The organism is Rhodophyticola sp., assembly GCF_965284195.1.
GTDB lineage: Bacteria > Pseudomonadota > Alphaproteobacteria > Rhodobacterales > Rhodobacteraceae > Rhodophyticola.
Genome location: NZ_CBDIRM010000001.1, coordinates 3128161 through 3144832 on the forward strand (window position 1 = coordinate 3128161; position 16672 = coordinate 3144832).

At 63.6% G+C, this 16672-nt stretch carries 14 protein-coding genes; 10 read left to right on the forward strand and 4 right to left on the reverse strand.

The window, feature by feature from the left end; all coding sequences use genetic code 11:
• Positions 1–5 precede the first annotated feature (5 nt).
• From ACQ651_RS15710 to ACQ651_RS15755, 10 genes are all read left to right on the forward strand, one after another.
• A complete protein-coding gene (locus ACQ651_RS15710; RefSeq protein ID WP_430449789.1) occupies positions 6–1571 on the forward strand; it encodes an ABC transporter substrate-binding protein in 1566 nt (521 codons plus the stop codon).
• A 116-nt stretch (positions 1572–1687) separates the two neighbouring features.
• Complete coding sequence (locus tag ACQ651_RS15715; RefSeq protein WP_227285699.1) at positions 1688–2653, forward strand: ABC transporter permease; 966 nt, start codon at positions 1688–1690, stop codon at positions 2651–2653.
• A gap of 1 nt (position 2654) precedes the next feature.
• Positions 2655–3530 (forward strand): ABC transporter permease, encoded by an 876-nt coding sequence (locus tag ACQ651_RS15720; RefSeq protein WP_227285698.1) that lies wholly within the window; start codon positions 2655–2657, stop codon positions 3528–3530.
• A gap of 29 nt (positions 3531–3559) precedes the next feature.
• Complete coding sequence (locus ACQ651_RS15725) at positions 3560–4528, forward strand: ABC transporter ATP-binding protein (protein ID WP_430449790.1); 969 nt, start codon at positions 3560–3562, stop codon at positions 4526–4528.
• On the forward strand, positions 4525–5544 hold the full coding sequence (locus ACQ651_RS15730; RefSeq protein ID WP_430449791.1) for an ABC transporter ATP-binding protein: 1020 nt from the start codon (positions 4525–4527) through the stop codon (positions 5542–5544). The genes ACQ651_RS15725 and ACQ651_RS15730 overlap by 4 nt, the downstream gene beginning before the upstream one ends.
• Entirely contained in the window at positions 5541–6989 is a 1449-nt protein-coding gene (locus ACQ651_RS15735; protein WP_430449792.1) for an ABC transporter substrate-binding protein, read from the forward strand. Before ACQ651_RS15730 ends, ACQ651_RS15735 begins: the two co-directional genes overlap by 4 nt.
• A complete protein-coding gene (locus ACQ651_RS15740) occupies positions 6989–8443 on the forward strand; it encodes an amidohydrolase family protein (RefSeq protein WP_430449793.1) in 1455 nt (484 codons plus the stop codon). Before ACQ651_RS15735 ends, ACQ651_RS15740 begins: the two co-directional genes overlap by 1 nt.
• Positions 8440–9102 (forward strand): aspartate/glutamate racemase family protein, encoded by a 663-nt coding sequence (locus tag ACQ651_RS15745; RefSeq protein ID WP_227285693.1) that lies wholly within the window; start codon positions 8440–8442, stop codon positions 9100–9102. The genes ACQ651_RS15740 and ACQ651_RS15745 overlap by 4 nt, the downstream gene beginning before the upstream one ends.
• 15 nt (positions 9103–9117) lie before the next feature.
• On the forward strand, positions 9118–10041 hold the full coding sequence (locus ACQ651_RS15750) for a dihydrodipicolinate synthase family protein (RefSeq protein ID WP_430449794.1): 924 nt from the start codon (positions 9118–9120) through the stop codon (positions 10039–10041).
• Positions 10041–10808, forward strand: coding sequence for an SDR family oxidoreductase (locus ACQ651_RS15755; protein WP_430449795.1), 768 nt, complete (start codon positions 10041–10043; stop codon positions 10806–10808). The genes ACQ651_RS15750 and ACQ651_RS15755 overlap by 1 nt, the downstream gene beginning before the upstream one ends.
• Here ACQ651_RS15755 and ACQ651_RS15760 read toward each other — a convergent pair whose 3' ends face one another.
• The 4 genes from ACQ651_RS15760 to ACQ651_RS15775 form a co-directional block, all read right to left on the reverse strand.
• Positions 10809–11606 (reverse strand): ion transporter, encoded by a 798-nt coding sequence (locus ACQ651_RS15760; protein ID WP_227285690.1) that lies wholly within the window; start codon positions 11604–11606, stop codon positions 10809–10811.
• Positions 11603–12841 carry a class I SAM-dependent RNA methyltransferase gene (locus ACQ651_RS15765; protein WP_430449796.1) on the reverse strand — a complete coding sequence of 413 codons (1239 nt, stop codon included), beginning with the start codon at positions 12839–12841 and terminating at the stop codon, positions 11603–11605. The genes ACQ651_RS15760 and ACQ651_RS15765 overlap by 4 nt, the downstream gene beginning before the upstream one ends.
• A 111-nt stretch (positions 12842–12952) precedes the next feature.
• Positions 12953–14815: an ABC transporter ATP-binding protein gene (locus ACQ651_RS15770; protein WP_430449797.1), complete on the reverse strand. Its 1863-nt coding sequence runs from the start codon at positions 14813–14815 to the stop codon at positions 12953–12955.
• Positions 14812–16653: an ABC transporter ATP-binding protein gene (locus ACQ651_RS15775; protein WP_227285688.1), complete on the reverse strand. Its 1842-nt coding sequence runs from the start codon at positions 16651–16653 to the stop codon at positions 14812–14814. The genes ACQ651_RS15770 and ACQ651_RS15775 overlap by 4 nt, the downstream gene beginning before the upstream one ends.
• Positions 16654–16672: the final 19 nt, after the last annotated feature.

Consider the following 16672-nt stretch of genomic DNA (forward strand, 5'->3'; position numbering starts at 1 on the left):
TGAAAATGACGAAACAATTCCCCACCAAGTTGAAAGGGCTGCTGGCAACGGCCGCGCTTGCTCTGGTTCTGCCCGGCATCGCCGCGGCGCAGGATCAGACCCTGACCGTCGGTCTGACCGCCGACGCCGTACATCTTGACCCGCAGGCCGGCGAAGAGCTGTCCAGCAACATCATGTTCTACCACCTTTACGACCCGCTGGTGCGCCGCGACGCGAACCTGCAATTCGGGCCGGGTTTGGCGGAAAGCTGGGAACTGGTGGATGACGTCACCTGGCGCTTCACCTTGCGCGAAGGCGTGACCTTCCATAACGGGGAACCGTTCACCGCCGACGACGTGATTTTCACATTCGACCGGCTGAAAGACTCGCTGATGTCGAACCTGGCCAAGAACATCGACACCTATACCGCCGTTGATGAGCGGACGATCGAGATCGTCACCTATCAGCCCTATGCCGCCCTGCCGAACGATCTGGCCGCGATCCTGATCCTGAACAGGGATCACGCCGAGGCCGTGGGCGAAGACCAGATGGAGCTGCAACCGGTCGGCACGGGCCCCTATCGGTTGAATGAATGGATCCGCGAAGACCGGATCGTTCTGGATGCGTTTCAGGAGTACTATGCAGGACCCGCGGAGATCGATCAGGTGGTGTTCCGCCCGCTGACGAACCCCGCGACACGGACGGCGGCCCTGCTGACCGGAGAACTGGATATCGTGCAGGATCTCTCGGTGCGCGATGTGGAACGGGTTGCCGCGGAGGACGGATTTGAGGTCGTCACGCGGCCCAGCCTTCTGAACCTCGTTCTGGCACTGGATGTGCGCCCCCAATCGCCGACAATCGATCTCGACACCAACCCGATGACCGACAGGCGCGTGCGGGAGGCGATTGCCCGCGCGATCGATGTGGAGACGATCCGCACGGTGATCATGAACGGGCTGTCCACCCCTTCGGAGCAATATGTCCCCTCCACCCATGTGGGATATCTCGAAGGCGCCAATTTCCGCGAGATGTACCCGTTCGATCTGGAGGCGGCCCGGGCTCTGATGGCCGAGGCGGGATATGCGGACGGCTTCACCATGACCCTTGACGCCACCAACAACCGCTATGTGAACGATGCGCAGATCGCCCAGGCGCTGGCCTCGATGCTGTCGCAGATCGGGATCACGCTGGAGTTGAACCTGATGCCGCGCGCGAACTTCTTCGGCTATATCCGGGTGCCGTCCGAGCAGTCGAGCTTCATCATGTCCGGCTGGGATGTGCCGTCGGGCGATGCCGGATCGATGTATGCCAGCATGTTCTATTCGCCCGGCACCCGCGAAGGGTATTCGCAGGTCAACCGCGGCCACTACTCCAACCCGGAAGTGGACCGTCTGATCGATCTGGCGGACTCGACCCCGCGGATCGACGAGCGCGATGCCCATTTGCAGCAGGTCACCGAAATCCTGTTGCAGGACATTCCGATGATCCCGGTTCATTACGAACAGGATATCTACGGCGTGCGCGACGGGATCGAGTTTGAACCCCGGACAGACAAGTTCCTCTGGGCTTACGACATCCGCATCACCGAGTGATCTCTCCCACGGGGGGTGGCGCCGGGTCTGGTGCTACCCCCTGCCTTTTCAGATACATCGAACCCGGGCCAGTCCCGGTTGCGCGGCGGGCCCCGCCCCCGCAATGAGGACCTGGCATGTTCGCCTATACCGTCAAACGCCTGATCCAGATGGTGGTCGTCCTGTGGGCCGTCTCGGTGATCGTCTTCCTGATGATGAGTTTCACGGGCGATCCGGTTTTCATGGTAATCCCGATCGATTCCTCCGACGCCGAGATCGAACAGGCACGGCGGATTCTGGGTCTCGACCGGTCCCTGACCGAGCAATACTTCATCTTTCTGGGCAATCTGCTGCAGGGCGATTTCGGCACCTCCTACGTGTTTCGCCAGCCCGCGATCGATCTGATCCTGGAACGTCTTCCCGCCACGATGGAGATCGTGGTCGTGGCCATGGTCATCGCGACGACCATCGCGATCCCGCTCGGGGTCTATGCGGGCGCCAATCCGGGCAAGCCGCTCAGCCGGTTGATCATGTCGGGCTCGCTTCTGGGTATCTCCCTGCCCGGCTTCTGGGTCGGCATGATGCTGATCTATTTCTTCGCCGTCGAATGGCGCATCTTCCCGTCCTCCGGCCGCGGTGACACGGTGGAGGTTTTCGGCGTCCCGACCTCCCTTCTGACCGCGGATGGCTGGAGCCACGTCCTGTTGCCGGCGATCACGCTTTCGGTCGGTACGCTGGCGATCCTGCTCAGGATCACGCGCGCGGGGATGATGGAGGTTTCACGGCAGGATTACATGAAATTCGCCCGCGCCAAGGGCGTGTCCCGCAGGGGCGTACTCTATGGCCACGGCCTGAGGAACGGTCTGATCCCGGTAGTCACCATCTTCGGGTTGCAACTGGGCGATCTGATCGCCTTCGCCACGATCACCGAAACGATCTTCGGCTGGCCGGGCATGGGCAAGCTGCTGGTCGACTCCATCTATCGCGCGGACCGCCCCGTAATTGTCGTCTATCTGATGCTGGTGGCGCTGATCTTCGTGGTGATCAATTTCCTTATCGACATCCTCTACACGATGATCGACCCGCGCATCACGGTGAAATAGCATGATGCAAGCTTTTCTCGCCTCGCAATTCTTCTTCAACTGGCGCCGCAACCTGTCGGCGATCATCGGCAGCGTCATCATCGCGATCTTCATCGTGATCGTGGCGTTCGGCCCGTTGATGGTGGCGCAGGATCCCTATGACCTGACGCAACTGAACCTGCTGGACAGCTACAAACCGCCGGTATGGCTGCCGGGCGGCGACCCGCGATACCTGCTGGGAACCGACGGACAGGGGCGCGACGTTCTGGCCTCGATCATCTATGGCACGCGGGTATCGGCGCTGATCGGGATCGCGGCGATGCTGTGCTCCTGCCTGATCGGCACCAGCCTCGGGCTTCTGGCGGGGTTCTACGGCGGGCGGCTCGACGCGATCATCATGCGGATCGCCGACCTGCAACTGTCCTTCCCCTCCATGCTGATCGCGCTGTTCCTGATGTCGGCGGTGGGCACCGGCGTCGACAAGGTGCTGATCGCGCTGACGGCCGTGGGGTGGGTTGTCTATGCCCGCACGGTGCGCGGCTCCACCCTCGGAGAGATCGAAAAGGAGTATGTGCAGGCCGCGCGGGTTGCCGGGCTCACGAACGCCAAGATCATCCGCCGCCACGTGCTTCCCAACGTCCTGACCCCGCTGATCGTGATCGCGACCGTGCAGGTCGGTACGTTCATCCTGATCGAAGCATCGCTCAGCTTTCTGGGCGTGGGTGTGCCGATCACGCAGCCATCCCTCGGCCTGCTCATCAAGAACGGGTTCGACGTGCTGTTTTCCGGGCTCTGGTGGACCTCCGTCTTCCCCGGCCTGATGATCATGGCGATGGTTTTCGGCATCAACCTGTTCGGCGATTTCCTTCGCGACGAACTGAACCCGAGGCTGAAATGACCATGCAAAGCGAGAGCCGGGATCCGCTGTTGTCCGTTCGTGACCTGAGAACATGGTTCCACACGTTTTCCGGCGTGGTTAAGGCCGTGAACGACGTCAGCTTCGATCTGGCCCAAGGCGAGATCATGGGGCTTGTGGGCGAATCCGGTGGGGGCAAATCGGTCGTCGGGTTTTCGATCCTGGGTTTGATCGACCCGCCGGGGCGGATCGAGGGCGGGCAGATACTGCTCGATGGGGAGGATCTCGCCAAGGCCCCGGAAGACAGGTTGCGCAAGATCCGCGGACGGGAGATTGCGATGATTTTCCAAGATCCGATGACCTCGCTCAACCCGGTTCACACGATCGGGCGACAGATGGATGAAATGCTGCGTCTTCATACGGATATGGACGAGGCCGCCCGCCGCAGACGCTGTATCGAGATGCTCGAAAGCGTCGGCATTTCCCAGGCCGAGGACCGGTTGCGCGCCTATCCACACCAGTTTTCCGGCGGTATGCGCCAGCGCGTGGTGATCGCCATCGCCATGCTGGCCCATCCAAGGCTGATCATCGCGGATGAACCGACGACGGCGCTTGACGTCACCATTCAGTCGCAGATCCTGAAGCTCATGAAACGGCAGGTCGCGGATCACGGTGCCTCGATGATCCTCGTCACCCATGATCTGGCCGTGGTCTCGGAGGTCGTGGACAAGATCACCGTGCTTTATTGCGGGCAGGTCGTGGAGCGCGGCGATGTCCGCGATGTCATCTCCGCGCCATCCCACCCCTATACCCGCGGCCTGATCGATTCGATCCCCAACCCCGACCATCGGCAGCCCCGGCTGAGCCAGATCCCCGGCACGGTCCCGGATATCCGGAACCTGCCCAAGGGCTGCAATTTCCGTGACAGATGCCCCCGGGCGCAGGCGCTTTGCGCGCAGGAGGAACCCAAGCTCGCCCCCACCCGCCAGAGCCTGTTTGCCGCGTGTCATTTTCCAATCGGGACCGGAGGTGACGCATGACTGCGATGCTGGATGTGGAGGGGCTTGAACAGCGGTTCCATCTGAACCCCGGCCTGCTGGACCGGCTGAGTTTCGAGGGTGGCCGCCCGCGGTTGAAAGATCTCGTCGTGCATGCGGTCAATGGTGTCAGCTTCTCGATCGCCAAGGGCGAGGTGCTTGCGCTGGTGGGTGAATCCGGTTGCGGGAAATCCACGGTCGCCAAGACCATCGCCCGGATCTACGACCCGTCCTCGGGGCGCATTCGCATCGAAGGAGAGGATATCACCGAATACGACCATGCAAGACTGCTGCCGGTCCGCGCCAAGATGCAGATGATCTTTCAGGACCCGTTTGCCTCTCTGAACCCGCGTCAGAAGGTTCGCGATATCGTGGCCGAGCCCCTGTTGCAGCAAGTCGGCGATGGCGCGCGCGCCGAGGTGGCCGACAAGACCGAGGCCCTGCTTGCCCGCGTCGGGCTCAACGCCGAACATGGCGGGCGGTATCCGCACCAGTTTTCCGGCGGACAAAGGCAGCGCATCGGGATCGCCCGCGCCTTGTCCGTCAACCCCGGCCTGATCATCGCCGATGAGCCGGTCTCTGCGCTTGATGTCTCGATCCAGGCGCAGATCCTGAACCTGATGATGGATCTGCGGGATGAATTCGGGCTGGCCTATCTGTTCATCAGCCATGATCTGTCGGTCGTCCATCACATCGCCGACCGGATCGGCGTGATGTATCTGGGTTTCATGGTGGAAACCGCGCCGCGCGATCAGCTTTTCGTAAAGCCGCGCCATCCCTATACGCGGGCGCTCTTGTCCGCCGCGCCCAGCATCCGGCCAAGCCGGATGACGGAAGAGATCGAACTGACGGGCGAGGTGCCGAGCGCCTTGTCGCTTCCCACGGGCTGCTGCTTCCGCACGCGCTGCCCCTTTGCATGGGACCGATGCGCCGTGGAGCGCCCCGTCCTGCAGGATATCGGCGACGGGCAAAGCGCTGCCTGCCACCTGATCGACGAGCCGGAAAGAGATAACCCATGAACCGCCCCCTGATCATCGTGCAGCCCCGTCTGCCGCTGCGAGACCCGCATGATTGCACCGACGCAAACGATGAGCTGGCGATTTACGAAGCCGTATTCGACACGTTGATCAGACGGGAGGGAACAGGCTTCGTTTCCCGCCTCGCAGAAAGCTGGACCGTGTCGGAGGATGCGAAAGACTGGGTTTTCAAGCTGCGCGCGGGTGTCCGGTTCCATGACGGCAGCCCTTGCGACGCGGCCTCGGTCTGCCTGTCGCTGTTGCGGATGGCCCGGGCGGACAAAGGCTATACGCTCGGTTCTCCGGGTGTCTGGCGGCAGTATCTGGGCGGCGCACACGTTGCCGCGCCGGATGATCGGACCGTTTCGATCAGCCTTGCAACGCCGATGGCCGATTTGCTTGATGTCCTGGTGCAGGGTTATGTCGCCGGCCCCGCCAGCCTGGGCGATCTGGACGCGGGCATCACCGACCGGCCGATAGGCACGGGGCCATACCGCGTGATGCATGCGGATAACGCGGCGTTGGAACTGGCCCGTGTGCCGGATCATTTCTCGGGGACGCCCGCACATCAGCATATCCAGATCCGCCTTGTCCCCGATGCCGGGCAACGCCTGTCGATGCTGCAGGAGGCGGCGGCCGATGTCGCCACATCGCTGGACTATCACGCCAGCCAAAGCCTGAGCGCGCCCCGCTTCACCCGGGTGGAAACCACCGTGCCGGTCGCGATCATCTATCTGCTCAACGCGGCGAAAGGCCCGCTGGCCGATGCCCGTCTTCGCCGTGCGCTGAACCTTGCACTTGACCGGCAGGATTTGATCGACACCGTGGTCGGCGGCGCGGCGCGGCCCCTCCTGGGGTTCGTGAGCCCCATGCATTTCGGCGCGGGGGACGGGGCCGCATTGCCGCAGGATCTGACCGCAGCCAAAGCGCTTTTGGCGGATGCCGGATATGCCGACGGGCTCACGCTGTCGCTGGATTGCCCGACCCGCCTGCCAGACGAAGCGGAACAGCTTACCGCCGCCCTTGGCGCACAGCTGGCCAAGATCGGCATCACGCTGGACATCAAGCTGCATTCAGACCGCGAAGCCTATGCCCATATGGTCCGCCGCAAGGAAATCGGCGATCTGTGCGTCTTCGATTCAAGCCCCCTGTCCACATTCAGGGTGCTGCATGAAAAGATCGACGCACGGGTCAGGGGGGCGTGGTGGCAAGGCTATCACAACGCCGATGTGGAAACCCTGATCGACGTAGCGCGGACCACCCCGAACGAGATCACCCGCGCCGCCCTGTTTCAGGAGGCCTATGCCGAGATGCAGCGCGATCCGCCCTGGCTGACACTTTACAACCCGATCCGCGTCACCGGCCTGCGCGGCGATCATCCCGGCTTCGACTTGCCGGTGGATGGCGTGCTGAACATTGCCGGGCTGCCCGGGATGGAGGACGCGTGATGGCCGATCTGCTTGTCACGGGCGCCACGATCATCGCCGTCGATGCGGCTCGCAGAGTGATTTACGACGGGGCGATGGCCATCACCGGCGGGCGGATCACCGCCATCGGCCCGCGCGACGAGGTCGAGGCCGGCCATGACGCCCCGCAGGTCATCGATGCCACAGGCAAGGTGATGCTTCCCGGTCTGATCGATGTGCATGCCCATGCAGGCCACGGGCTGATCAAGACCATGGGCATGGAACAAGCCAACCACTGGGAGCGGATTTGCGGGGAGGTCTATACCACCGGTTCGACACCGGCGTTCTGGTATGCGGAGGCCCGATTGGCGGCGCTGGAGCGGTTGCGCTTCGGCGTGACCTGTGGCGTCTCCCTTCTGGGCGGCGGCGATACCATCATGCGGACCGACAGCCCGGAATATGCCGCCGCCCATATGGAGGGCGTGGCCGAGATCGGCACCCGCGACGTGATGGCCGTCGGCCCGACCCGCGCGCCGCATCCGCTGACCTATGCAACATGGCAGGCCGATGGCCGCGCCAGCCATCATCCGGTTAGCTTCGAACAGCAGCATGCCACCTGCGAGGAGGTGCTGAGCCGCTGGCACGGCGCCAATGCCGGTCGGTTGTCGGTCGCCTTGATTTACCCGGTCCTGCGCGACGAACACGAACGCAATATGGCGCCGCGCGATTACAGCGATGCCTGCCGTCAGGCGCAAATCATCCGTGCGCTGGCGCGGGAGGCGGGCGTGGTGTTCACCCAGGACGGGCATTGGCGCGGATCGGTCCGCCGCGCCCATGATCTCGGCCTGCTTGGCCCCGATACGCTTCTGTCCCATGCGATCGATCTGCACGAGGACGAAATCCTGCTTTGCGCCGATACTGACACGAGGATCGCGCACAACCCATCGGCCATTGCATCGGTCATGGGCCGCTGCCCGGCGGTCGAACTGATCGAGGCGGGGGCGACCGTCGCCCTCGGCTCGGACGCGACGGCCCCGGATCGCTCCGGCGATATGTTCCGGCACATGCAGCAGGCGATGCATTACCATCGCCGGCATTTCAGCGATGCGGGCATCCTGCCCCCCGGCAAGACCCTTGAGATGGCCACCATCGATGGCGCGACGGCGCTTGGGCTGGCCGATCAGATCGGTTCGCTGGAAGTTGGAAAGAAGGCCGATGCAATCCTGATCGATATGCAACGCCCTCATCTCTACCCGCTGAACATGGAACCCTTCCGTGTCGTCTATTTCGCCAATGGCAACGATGTGGATACGGTGCTGATCGATGGCGAGGTGCTGTTGAGCGATGGCGTGCCCACCCGGGTCGAGACCGGCGCGGTGCTGGCCGAGGCTCAGGCGGAGGCGGACGCGATGATCGACCGGATCGGCGCCAGGGACATGCTTGGTGTTCCGCCGGGGTTCTGGCGACAGGCCCGGTATGACGGAGGGACAGTATGAGCATCCATATCATCAACCCCAACAGCAGCCGGGCCGTGACCGACGGTATCGACGCGGCCATTGATCCGATGCGCGCGGCCAGCCCCGTTCCGATCCTCTGCAGCCATCTGCAGGGCACCCCCGCGGGGATCGAAACCCAGGCCCATGTGGATGGCGTGGTGGCCCCGCTTCTTGCACGTGCCGCGGAGCTGGAAGAGGAGGCATCGGCCTTCGTGATCGCCTGTTTCTCGGATCCCGGGCTTGCAGCACTGCGCGAGCAAAGCGCCAAGCCGGTTCTGGGTATCGCCGAAAGTGCGGTTCTGACCGCGATGACGCTTGGCCAGCGCTTCGGCATCCTGTCGATCCTGCCCACCTCCGTTCCGCGGCATATGCGGTTTCTTGGTGCAATGGGCGTGATGGACAGGCTGGCCGGGGATCTGCCGCTAGATCTGGGTGTGGCCGATCTCCGGGACGAGGCCCGGACATTCGCCCGCCAGAAGGAGGTGGGCGCGCGCCTGCGCGACAGCCACGGCGCGGATGTGCTGATCCTCGGATGTGCGGGCATGACGGCTTATCGCAACCGCCTGTCCGACGCGCTTGGCCTGCCCGTTGTCGAACCCTGTCAGGCCGCTGCCGCAATGGCGATCGGCCGTGTCGCCCTCGCCAAGACCGATGTCTAACAAAGGATCCTTGCCATGACCCATCTGACCGAAGACGCGCATGGCGTTTACGTGATTGCCGTCACCCCGTTCCTGCCCGATGGGGGCCTGGATCTGGAAAGCACCGACCGGATGGTGGATTTCTATCTGGAGACGGGGGCGACCGGCCTGACGGTTCTGGGCATGATGGGGGAGGCCCCGAAGCTCACCATCGAGGAATCGCGCATCGTCGTGCGGCGCATCCTGGCGCGTGTGGCCGGCCGTGTGCCGGTTGTGGTCGGGGTATCCGCGCCGGGCCTTGCGCAGATTCAGGCGCTCAGCGCGGCAGTCATGGATGACGGGGCCGCAGGCGTCATGATCGCGCCGCCCGGCAACCTGCACACCGATGACCAGATCGTCTCCTACTACCATCAGGCGGCGCATTTCATCGGTGACACACCCTTCGTCCTGCAGGATTTTCCGCTGGCCACGGGCGTTCACATGTCCGTCCCGGTCATCAAGCGGATCATCGAAGATCTGCCCGGTTGCGTTTGCCTCAAGCATGAAGACTGGCCCGGGCTGGAGAAGATCTCCGCATTGCGGGCGGAGGGCGCCGTTTCACGGCGGATCTCCGTGCTTTGCGGCAATGGCGGACTGTTCCTGCCCGAGGAAATGGCGCGAGGCGCCGACGGGGCGATGACGGGGTTCGGGTATCCGGAAATGATGGTCGACGTCGTTCGCCACCATCATTGGGGCACACCCGACCGCGGACAGGACATATTCGACGCCTACCTGCCGCTGGCACGCTATGAGTTGCAGCCGGGCGCGGGGCTGGCGGTTCGGAAATACGTGCTGGCCAAACGCGGCGTGATTGCGCATGCCACGCTCCGCCGCCCCGGCGCGGCAATCACCGATACCGCCCGCGCCGAGGTGGATCGTCTGATCGAGAGACAAGAGAAACGTTTGAAGGAGATTGGCTGATGGAACTGGGAATAGCCGGGAAACGCGCATTGGTTCTGGGGGCCAGCCGGGGTCTGGGCCGGGCCATAGCCGAAGGTCTGGCCACGGAGGGCGTCGAGGTTTTTGCCGCCGCCCGCAGCGTCGACAGGATCACCGACTGGTCCGCGGATCTGCCGAACGTCACGCCGATGCCGGTCGATCTCGCCGATCATGCCAGCGTCATGCGGCTTGCCGAAACGCTTCTGTCGGCGGGCGGCGTCGACATTCTGGTCACAAACTCCGGCGGCCCGGCCCCCGGCCCCGCCGCCACCTCCGCACGCGGCGACTGGATCGCGCAGTTCGAAGCGATGGCGGCGAACATCTTCGATCTTTCGGCCCGGCTTCTGCCCGGCATGCGCGCGCGTGGCTGGGGCCGCATCATCTGCATCACGTCGTCGGGCGTGGAACAGCCCATTCCCAATCTGGCGCTTTCGAACGGTATCCGGTCTGCCGTGGTGGGCTGGGCCAAGACACTGGCCGCCGAAGTCGCGGCGGACGGGGTGACCGTGAATGTCGTTCTGCCGGGCCGCATCCATACCGACCGGGTCGATGAACTTGATGCCGCCGCCGCGAAACGGACCGGCAAACCGGTGGAGGATATCAAGTCCGCCTCCGCTGCCAGCATTCCCATGGGCCGCTATGGCAAACCGTCGGAATTCGCCGATATGGTGGTGTTTCTCGCCTCGGAGCGCGCCTCCTATGTGACCGGCAGCCGGGTCCGGATCGACGGGGGCTCTATCCGCTCCTAGTCAGTCGGAGCCTGTCCGCTGCCGCTCCCCGTCCCGCTCCTGCAGATGCTTCTCGATCATCTCCAGACGGGCCAGAACCTCGTCGCGATAGGCATCCGTCGCGGCGTTGCTTTCCTCGGCATGGGCATCCTGCATCGAGTTCACGATCAGACCCACCAGAAGGTTCACCACCGCGAAGGTCGTCATCATGATGAAAGGCACGAAAAACACCCACGCGTACGGATAGACCTCCAGAACCGGGCGCACGATACCCATCGACCAGCTTTCCAGCGTCATGATCTGAAAGAGCGAATAGAGCGACCGCCCGAGGGTACCGAACCATTCGGGGAAGCTGGCCCCGAACAGCTTGGTCGCCATCACCGCCCCGATATAGAAGATGATCGCCATCAGCAGAAAGACCGAGCCCATGCCGGGCAGCGCGGTCACGAAACCCTCGACCACCCGGCGCAGGCGCGGCGCGACCGAGATCACGCGCAGAACCCGCAAAATCCGCAGCGCCCGCAACACCGACAGCCCCTGACCCGCCGGGATCAGGGCAATGCCGACAATCACGAAGTCGAAGTTGTTCCAGCCGGACCGGAAGAAATTCAACCGGTGCGCGATCAGCTTCAGCGCGATTTCTATCACGAAGATGCTCAGGCAGATCCGATCGAGCAGCAGGATCAGAGGCCCCGCCGCATTCATCAGCGTGGGCGACGTTTCCATGCCCAACAGAATGGCATTGAAGATGATGACACCGATGATACCGAAGCGCACTTGGGGTGTGTCCAGTAAATCCGCAAGTTTTTGTCGTGTCATCCCTGCCCCTTCTTCGGCTTCGCCTCGATATGGGGCAGGGTCAGGCTCGCAGCAAGCTCCACATGAGGGCTCCACCGAAACTGATCGACGACTTGCACCCAATTCAGGCGATAGCCTGCCTCGGTGAGGGTTTTGGCATCGCGGGCAAAGGTGACCGGGTTGCAGGAAACCATTGCCACGCGCGGCACCTGCGCCTTGGCGATCTCGCGGGTCTGCGCCTCGGCACCCGCGCGCGGCGGGTCGATCAGGACGGCATCAAATCGCGCCAGTTCATCGGCAAGAAGCGGACGGCGGAAGAGATCCCGCGTTTCGGTTGTCAGCGGCTTGAGCCCGGTCGCCAGGCGCAGTCCACGGTCCAGCGCCGCGATCATCTCGCCATCCCCCTCGACCGCATGAACGCGCGCTGCAACCGCAAGCGGCAGCGCAAAGGTGCCGCATCCCGCGAAAAGATCGGCGATGTGCGTCGCTGATCCGGTGGCCTCCCTGACCGCGGCCAGCAGCGCCGCTTCCCCGTCCCCGGTGGCCTGCAGGAAGGCCCCGGGCGGTGGTGTCACCTTGGCCGGGCCGAATTCCTGTACCGGCAGGGCGCTGGTGAAAACGGTTTCACCGCCCCATGTAAGGCGCGCAAACCGCCCGATGTATCTCGGCAGCGCCATCCGCAGGGTCTCATCCAGCGGCTTGCCGCCAGTGACGGCGCAATCGATCCCCGCTTCCGATCGGGTCAGGGCGAAGGCCAACGTGGCGCTGCGCGATCCGCCCAGCCGGGTTATCTCCTCCAATGCCGGGATCATCGCCATCAGATCCGGGTGCAGTACGAAACAGTCTCTGATCGGCACGATCGTGTCTGATTTTCGCGCGTGAAACCCGACCATCGCTGCCTTTTTGGTGCGCGTTCCTGCAAGGGTCGCGCGACGGCGGGATCGCGCGGGGGACACGTGAACTGGCCGAAAACCGGCCTCCAGACCCTGTGCCGCCAGCGCCTTGCGCACGACATCCTCCTTCCATTCGGCCAGAAACCGGTCGGACGCATGTTGCAAGGAGCAGCCGCCGCAACTCCGAAAATGCGGGCAAGGCGCACGAACCCGCTCTGCCGAGGGCGTCACGATACGCGCATCCTCGATTCTGCCGTTCAGAACGGTTCCGTCCACGATCTCTCCGGGCAGGGTCAGGGGCACATAGACGGGCCCCGGCGCGATGCCGTCGCCGTGGTGGCCAAGCCGTTCGATCTCAAGCATGGGCACCTCTTGGCCCGCGCGCCGGAGCGGTCACGCTATCAAGACCACACCGCGGCGGCGCCGGATACGGCGGTTGGCCCGCCCCGCCACACCCTTGAGCAGCTTTCTCCGTCACTCCGCGGCCTCGCGGATGCCGATAAAGCCGCCCGATTGCCGGTTCCAGTACCGCGCGTAAAGCCCGTCCTGCTCCAGAAGCGTCTCATGGGTGCCCTCTTCCACGATGCGACCTTCGTCCAGAACGACGATCCGGTCCATCCGCGCGATGGTCGACAGGCGGTGGGCGATGGCGATCACGGTCTTGCCCTCCATCACGTCGGCCAGCGTGGTCTGAATCGCCGCCTCGACCTCGCTGTCAAGAGCGCTTGTCGCTTCGTCAAGAATCAGCACCGGCGCGTTTTTCAGAAACGCCCGGGCCAGCGCGATCCTCTGACGCTGCCCGCCGGACAGCTTAACGCCCCGTTCGCCAAGATGCGCATCGTAACCTTTGCGGCCCTTGTGATCCTCCAGATCCTTGATGAACTCATGGGCCTCGGCACGTTTCGCGGCGGCAAGCATCTCCGCCTCGGATGCACCGGGGCGACCGTAGAGGATATTGTCCCGTGCCGACCGGTTGAACATCGCGGTTTCCTGCGTGACCATCCCGATCTGGCGGCGCAGACTGTCCTGGGTCAGATCCCGCACATCGCAGTCGTCAAGCAGGATACGACCCTCTTCCGCATCATAGAGCCTTAAAAGCAGTGCGACCAAGGTTGATTTCCCCGCGCCAGAGGCCCCGACCAGCCCAAGCTTTTCGCCGGGTTCCACCACCAGAGACAGGTTGCTGATACCGCCCAGATCCCGGCCATAGGAGAAGCTCACATCGGAATAGGTGATCCGACCCTTGGCACGCTCCAGCTCCAGCGCGCTTTCATCGTCGACGAGGCTGTGAGCGGGGGTCAGCGTGTTCATCCCGTCCTCGACCTCTCCGATGCTGCTGTAGATACCCATGAGCGTGAAGCTGACCCAGCCCGTCATCTGCGAAATCCGCATCGCGATCGCCCCGGTCGCGGCGATGTCGCCCGGTGTCGCGATGCCCTGGCGCCAGAGAAGGATCACGCCGAGGATCAGAATGACCGGAAGCAGCCCCGCAACCGCCATCAGCGCAAAGCGGAAACCGGTCGACAGATAGCCGAACTCAAGCGACCGGTCGCGCAGCATCTGCATCGCGCGGATGGCCGCGGTATCTTCATGGGCGGTGTGCCCGAAAAGCTTGACCGTCTTGATATTGGTGATCGTGTCGACCACCTGCCCCGTCACCATCGCCCGGGCGCCGGCGCGCGCGGCCGCCCTCTGTCGGATGCGGGGCAGGAACCAGGCGATCATCCAAAAGTAGAGCGCAAGCCACACCAGCAGGACGAGAGCGATCCGCCAGTCGATAAAGGTCAGCAGCAGGACCGATCCAATCATCGAGGCGAGCGCGAAGGCGATGGCGTTGATGATTTCGCCCAGGGAATTGGTCAGGGCCTGCGCTGTCTGCATCTGCTTTTGCGCGATGCGGCCTGCAAAATCGTTGTCAAAGAAGCTGACCGCATGGCCAAGCGACCACCGATGCAGGCGGCTTTGCACCAGAGGATAGACATTGGGCGGCAGGACAATGCCGTTGAACGCGGCGCTGGCACCAAAGACAACCGGGCGCAACAGGACAAAAAACGCGGCATATCCCAGGACCAGCAGCCAGTTTTCGGCGAAATAGGCGGCGGCATCACCGCTGTTGACGGCGCTGTCGATGATCATGCCCAGCAGAAGTGCGGTGAACACCTCTGTGGTCCCCGCGATGGCCGAGGCGGCGGTGGCGATGAAGATGACCGGCCAGGCACCGGCGAGACACCAGCGACAGAAGGCCAGAAGCGTGCGCGGCGGCGGGCCTTCGGCGGGCGCAAACCCGTCGATCATGTCGCCCAGACGCTGCATGAGGGTCATCACGGCCTGTTTCATTCCGCGGCCTCGGTGCCGATGAACCCACCCGACTGGCGGGCCCAGAACCCGGCATAAAGCCCGTCTTTCGCCAGGAGTTCGCCGTGGCTGCCCTCTTCGGCAATCCGACCGCCATCCAGCACGAGAATCCGGTCCATCTGGGCGATCGTGGACAGGCGGTGGGCAATGGCAATCACGGTTTTTCCTTTCATCACGCCGTACAGCGTGTCTTGGATCGCGGCCTCCACCTCACTGTCGAGTGCCGATGTCGCCTCGTCCAGAATCAGGATCGGGGCGTCTTTCAGAATGACCCGGGCAAGTGCCACGCGCTGCCGCTGGCCGCCGGAAAGCTTCACGCCGCGTTCGCCCACCTGTGCGTCGTATCCCTGCCGGCCTTCGGGGTCTTGCAGGTCAAGAATGAACTCATGGGCCTCGGCCCGCCTGGCCGCGGCGATCACCTCGGCCTCCGACGCATCCGGCCGGCCATACAGGATGTTCTCGCGGACCGACCGATGGAGCAGCGAGCTGTCTTGCTGCACCATGCCGATGGCCTGTCGCAGGCTGTCCTGAGTGACATCGGTGATGTCCTGCCCGTCGATCAGAATCCGACCCTGTTCCGCATCGTAGAACCTGAGCAGGAGCTTGACGAGCGTGGATTTCCCCGCACCGGAGCGGCCAATCAGGCCGATCTTCTGTCCGGGCTCGATCAAGAGGGACACGTCCTGCAAGCCGCCGCCCTTGCGGCCGTAATGATGGGTCAGTCCCTGAAGCTCGATTGCGCCCTTTTTCAGAACCAGTTCCTTCGCGTCCGGCTTGTCCACCAGCGTGATTGGCTGGGCGATGGTCTCCATCCCTTCGGCGACGATGCCAAGGTTCCGGAAAAGCGACGACAGGGCCCACATGATCCAGCCGGTCATCGCGTTGAGACGAAGGGTCAGAGCGGTCGCGGCGGCAACCGTGCCGACGGAGGCCGCGCCGACACTCCACAACCAGACGGCCCAGCCGACAACGCTGACAATCAGGAACCCGTTAATGGCGGTCAGCGCCACATCCATCGTGGTGAAAATCCGCATCTCCCTGGCAAAGGTCACGCGGGCATGCTCGATCGCTTCCTTGGCGTAGTTGATCTCACTGTCGTGATGGGCGAACAGCTTGACCGAATGGATGTTGGTATAGCTGTCCACCACGCGCCCAGTGGTCTGCGAGCGGGCATCGGAACTGGCCTTCGAGGCGGGGCCGACGCGGCGTATCGTCCAGCGTACCAGCCCCGCGTAGAGGCCGAGCCAGATGATCAGCGGCACCGCGAGGCGCGGATCCGCCTCGGCCAGCAGGATCGCGGCACCGATCAGATAGGCCACCGAAAAAGTGATGGCGTCGAAGACCTGAAAAATCGCCTCGCCCGCGGCGGGTGGCGTCTGCATGATCCGGTTTGCGATGCGGCCCGCAAAGTCGTTCTCGAACCAGCCGACCGATTGGCGCAAAACGTGCTTGTGGGCCCGCCAGCGAATGAGCGTGCCGAAATTCGGCAGGATGCCGTTGTTCAGCAGCGCCACGTTCACGCCCTGCAACACGGGCCGGAAGATCAGGATGAACACCGCCACCAGAATGAGTTCCAGACCGTAACTGTCCAGCACGGTCGACGGATCGCCCGACGACAACAGATCGACGACGCGGCCCATGTAATAGATCAGCGCAACCTCGACGGCCGCCACGAACAGCGACGTGGCCGCGGTCAGCGCAAAGAGCCGTTTGAACGGCAGGGAATACTCCCAGAGGAACGGCCAAAGACGGGTCTCCGGCCTGTCCCGTTCGGGATAGGCCGTGTAGGGATCGACCAGATTCTCAAAAAAACGGTACATCGGACCATGCCGGTTTGCG

Excerpts from the sequence above, each read along its gene's own strand:
- ACQ651_RS15710 (WP_430449789.1), top strand. The coding sequence starts at position 6 with ATGACGAAACAATTCCCCACCAAGTTGAAAGGGCTGCTGGCAACGGCC.
- ACQ651_RS15715 (WP_227285699.1), top strand. The coding sequence starts at position 1,688 with ATGTTCGCCTATACCGTCAAACGCCTGATCCAGATGGTGGTCGTCCTG.
- ACQ651_RS15720 (WP_227285698.1), top strand. The coding sequence starts at position 2,655 with ATGATGCAAGCTTTTCTCGCCTCGCAATTCTTCTTCAACTGGCGCCGC.
- ACQ651_RS15730 (WP_430449791.1), top strand. The coding sequence starts at position 4,525 with ATGACTGCGATGCTGGATGTGGAGGGGCTTGAACAGCGGTTCCATCTG.
- ACQ651_RS15735 (WP_430449792.1), top strand. The coding sequence starts at position 5,541 with ATGAACCGCCCCCTGATCATCGTGCAGCCCCGTCTGCCGCTGCGAGAC.
- ACQ651_RS15740 (WP_430449793.1), top strand. The coding sequence starts at position 6,989 with ATGGCCGATCTGCTTGTCACGGGCGCCACGATCATCGCCGTCGATGCG.
- ACQ651_RS15745 (WP_227285693.1), top strand. The coding sequence starts at position 8,440 with ATGAGCATCCATATCATCAACCCCAACAGCAGCCGGGCCGTGACCGAC.
- ACQ651_RS15750 (WP_430449794.1), top strand. The coding sequence starts at position 9,118 with ATGACCCATCTGACCGAAGACGCGCATGGCGTTTACGTGATTGCCGTC.
- ACQ651_RS15755 (WP_430449795.1), top strand. The coding sequence starts at position 10,041 with ATGGAACTGGGAATAGCCGGGAAACGCGCATTGGTTCTGGGGGCCAGC.
- ACQ651_RS15760 (WP_227285690.1), bottom strand. The coding sequence starts at position 11,606 with ATGACACGACAAAAACTTGCGGATTTACTGGACACACCCCAAGTGCGC.
- ACQ651_RS15765 (WP_430449796.1), bottom strand. The coding sequence starts at position 12,841 with ATGCTTGAGATCGAACGGCTTGGCCACCACGGCGACGGCATCGCGCCG.
- ACQ651_RS15770 (WP_430449797.1), bottom strand. The coding sequence starts at position 14,815 with ATGAAACAGGCCGTGATGACCCTCATGCAGCGTCTGGGCGACATGATC.
- ACQ651_RS15775 (WP_227285688.1), bottom strand. The coding sequence starts at position 16,653 with ATGTACCGTTTTTTTGAGAATCTGGTCGATCCCTACACGGCCTATCCC.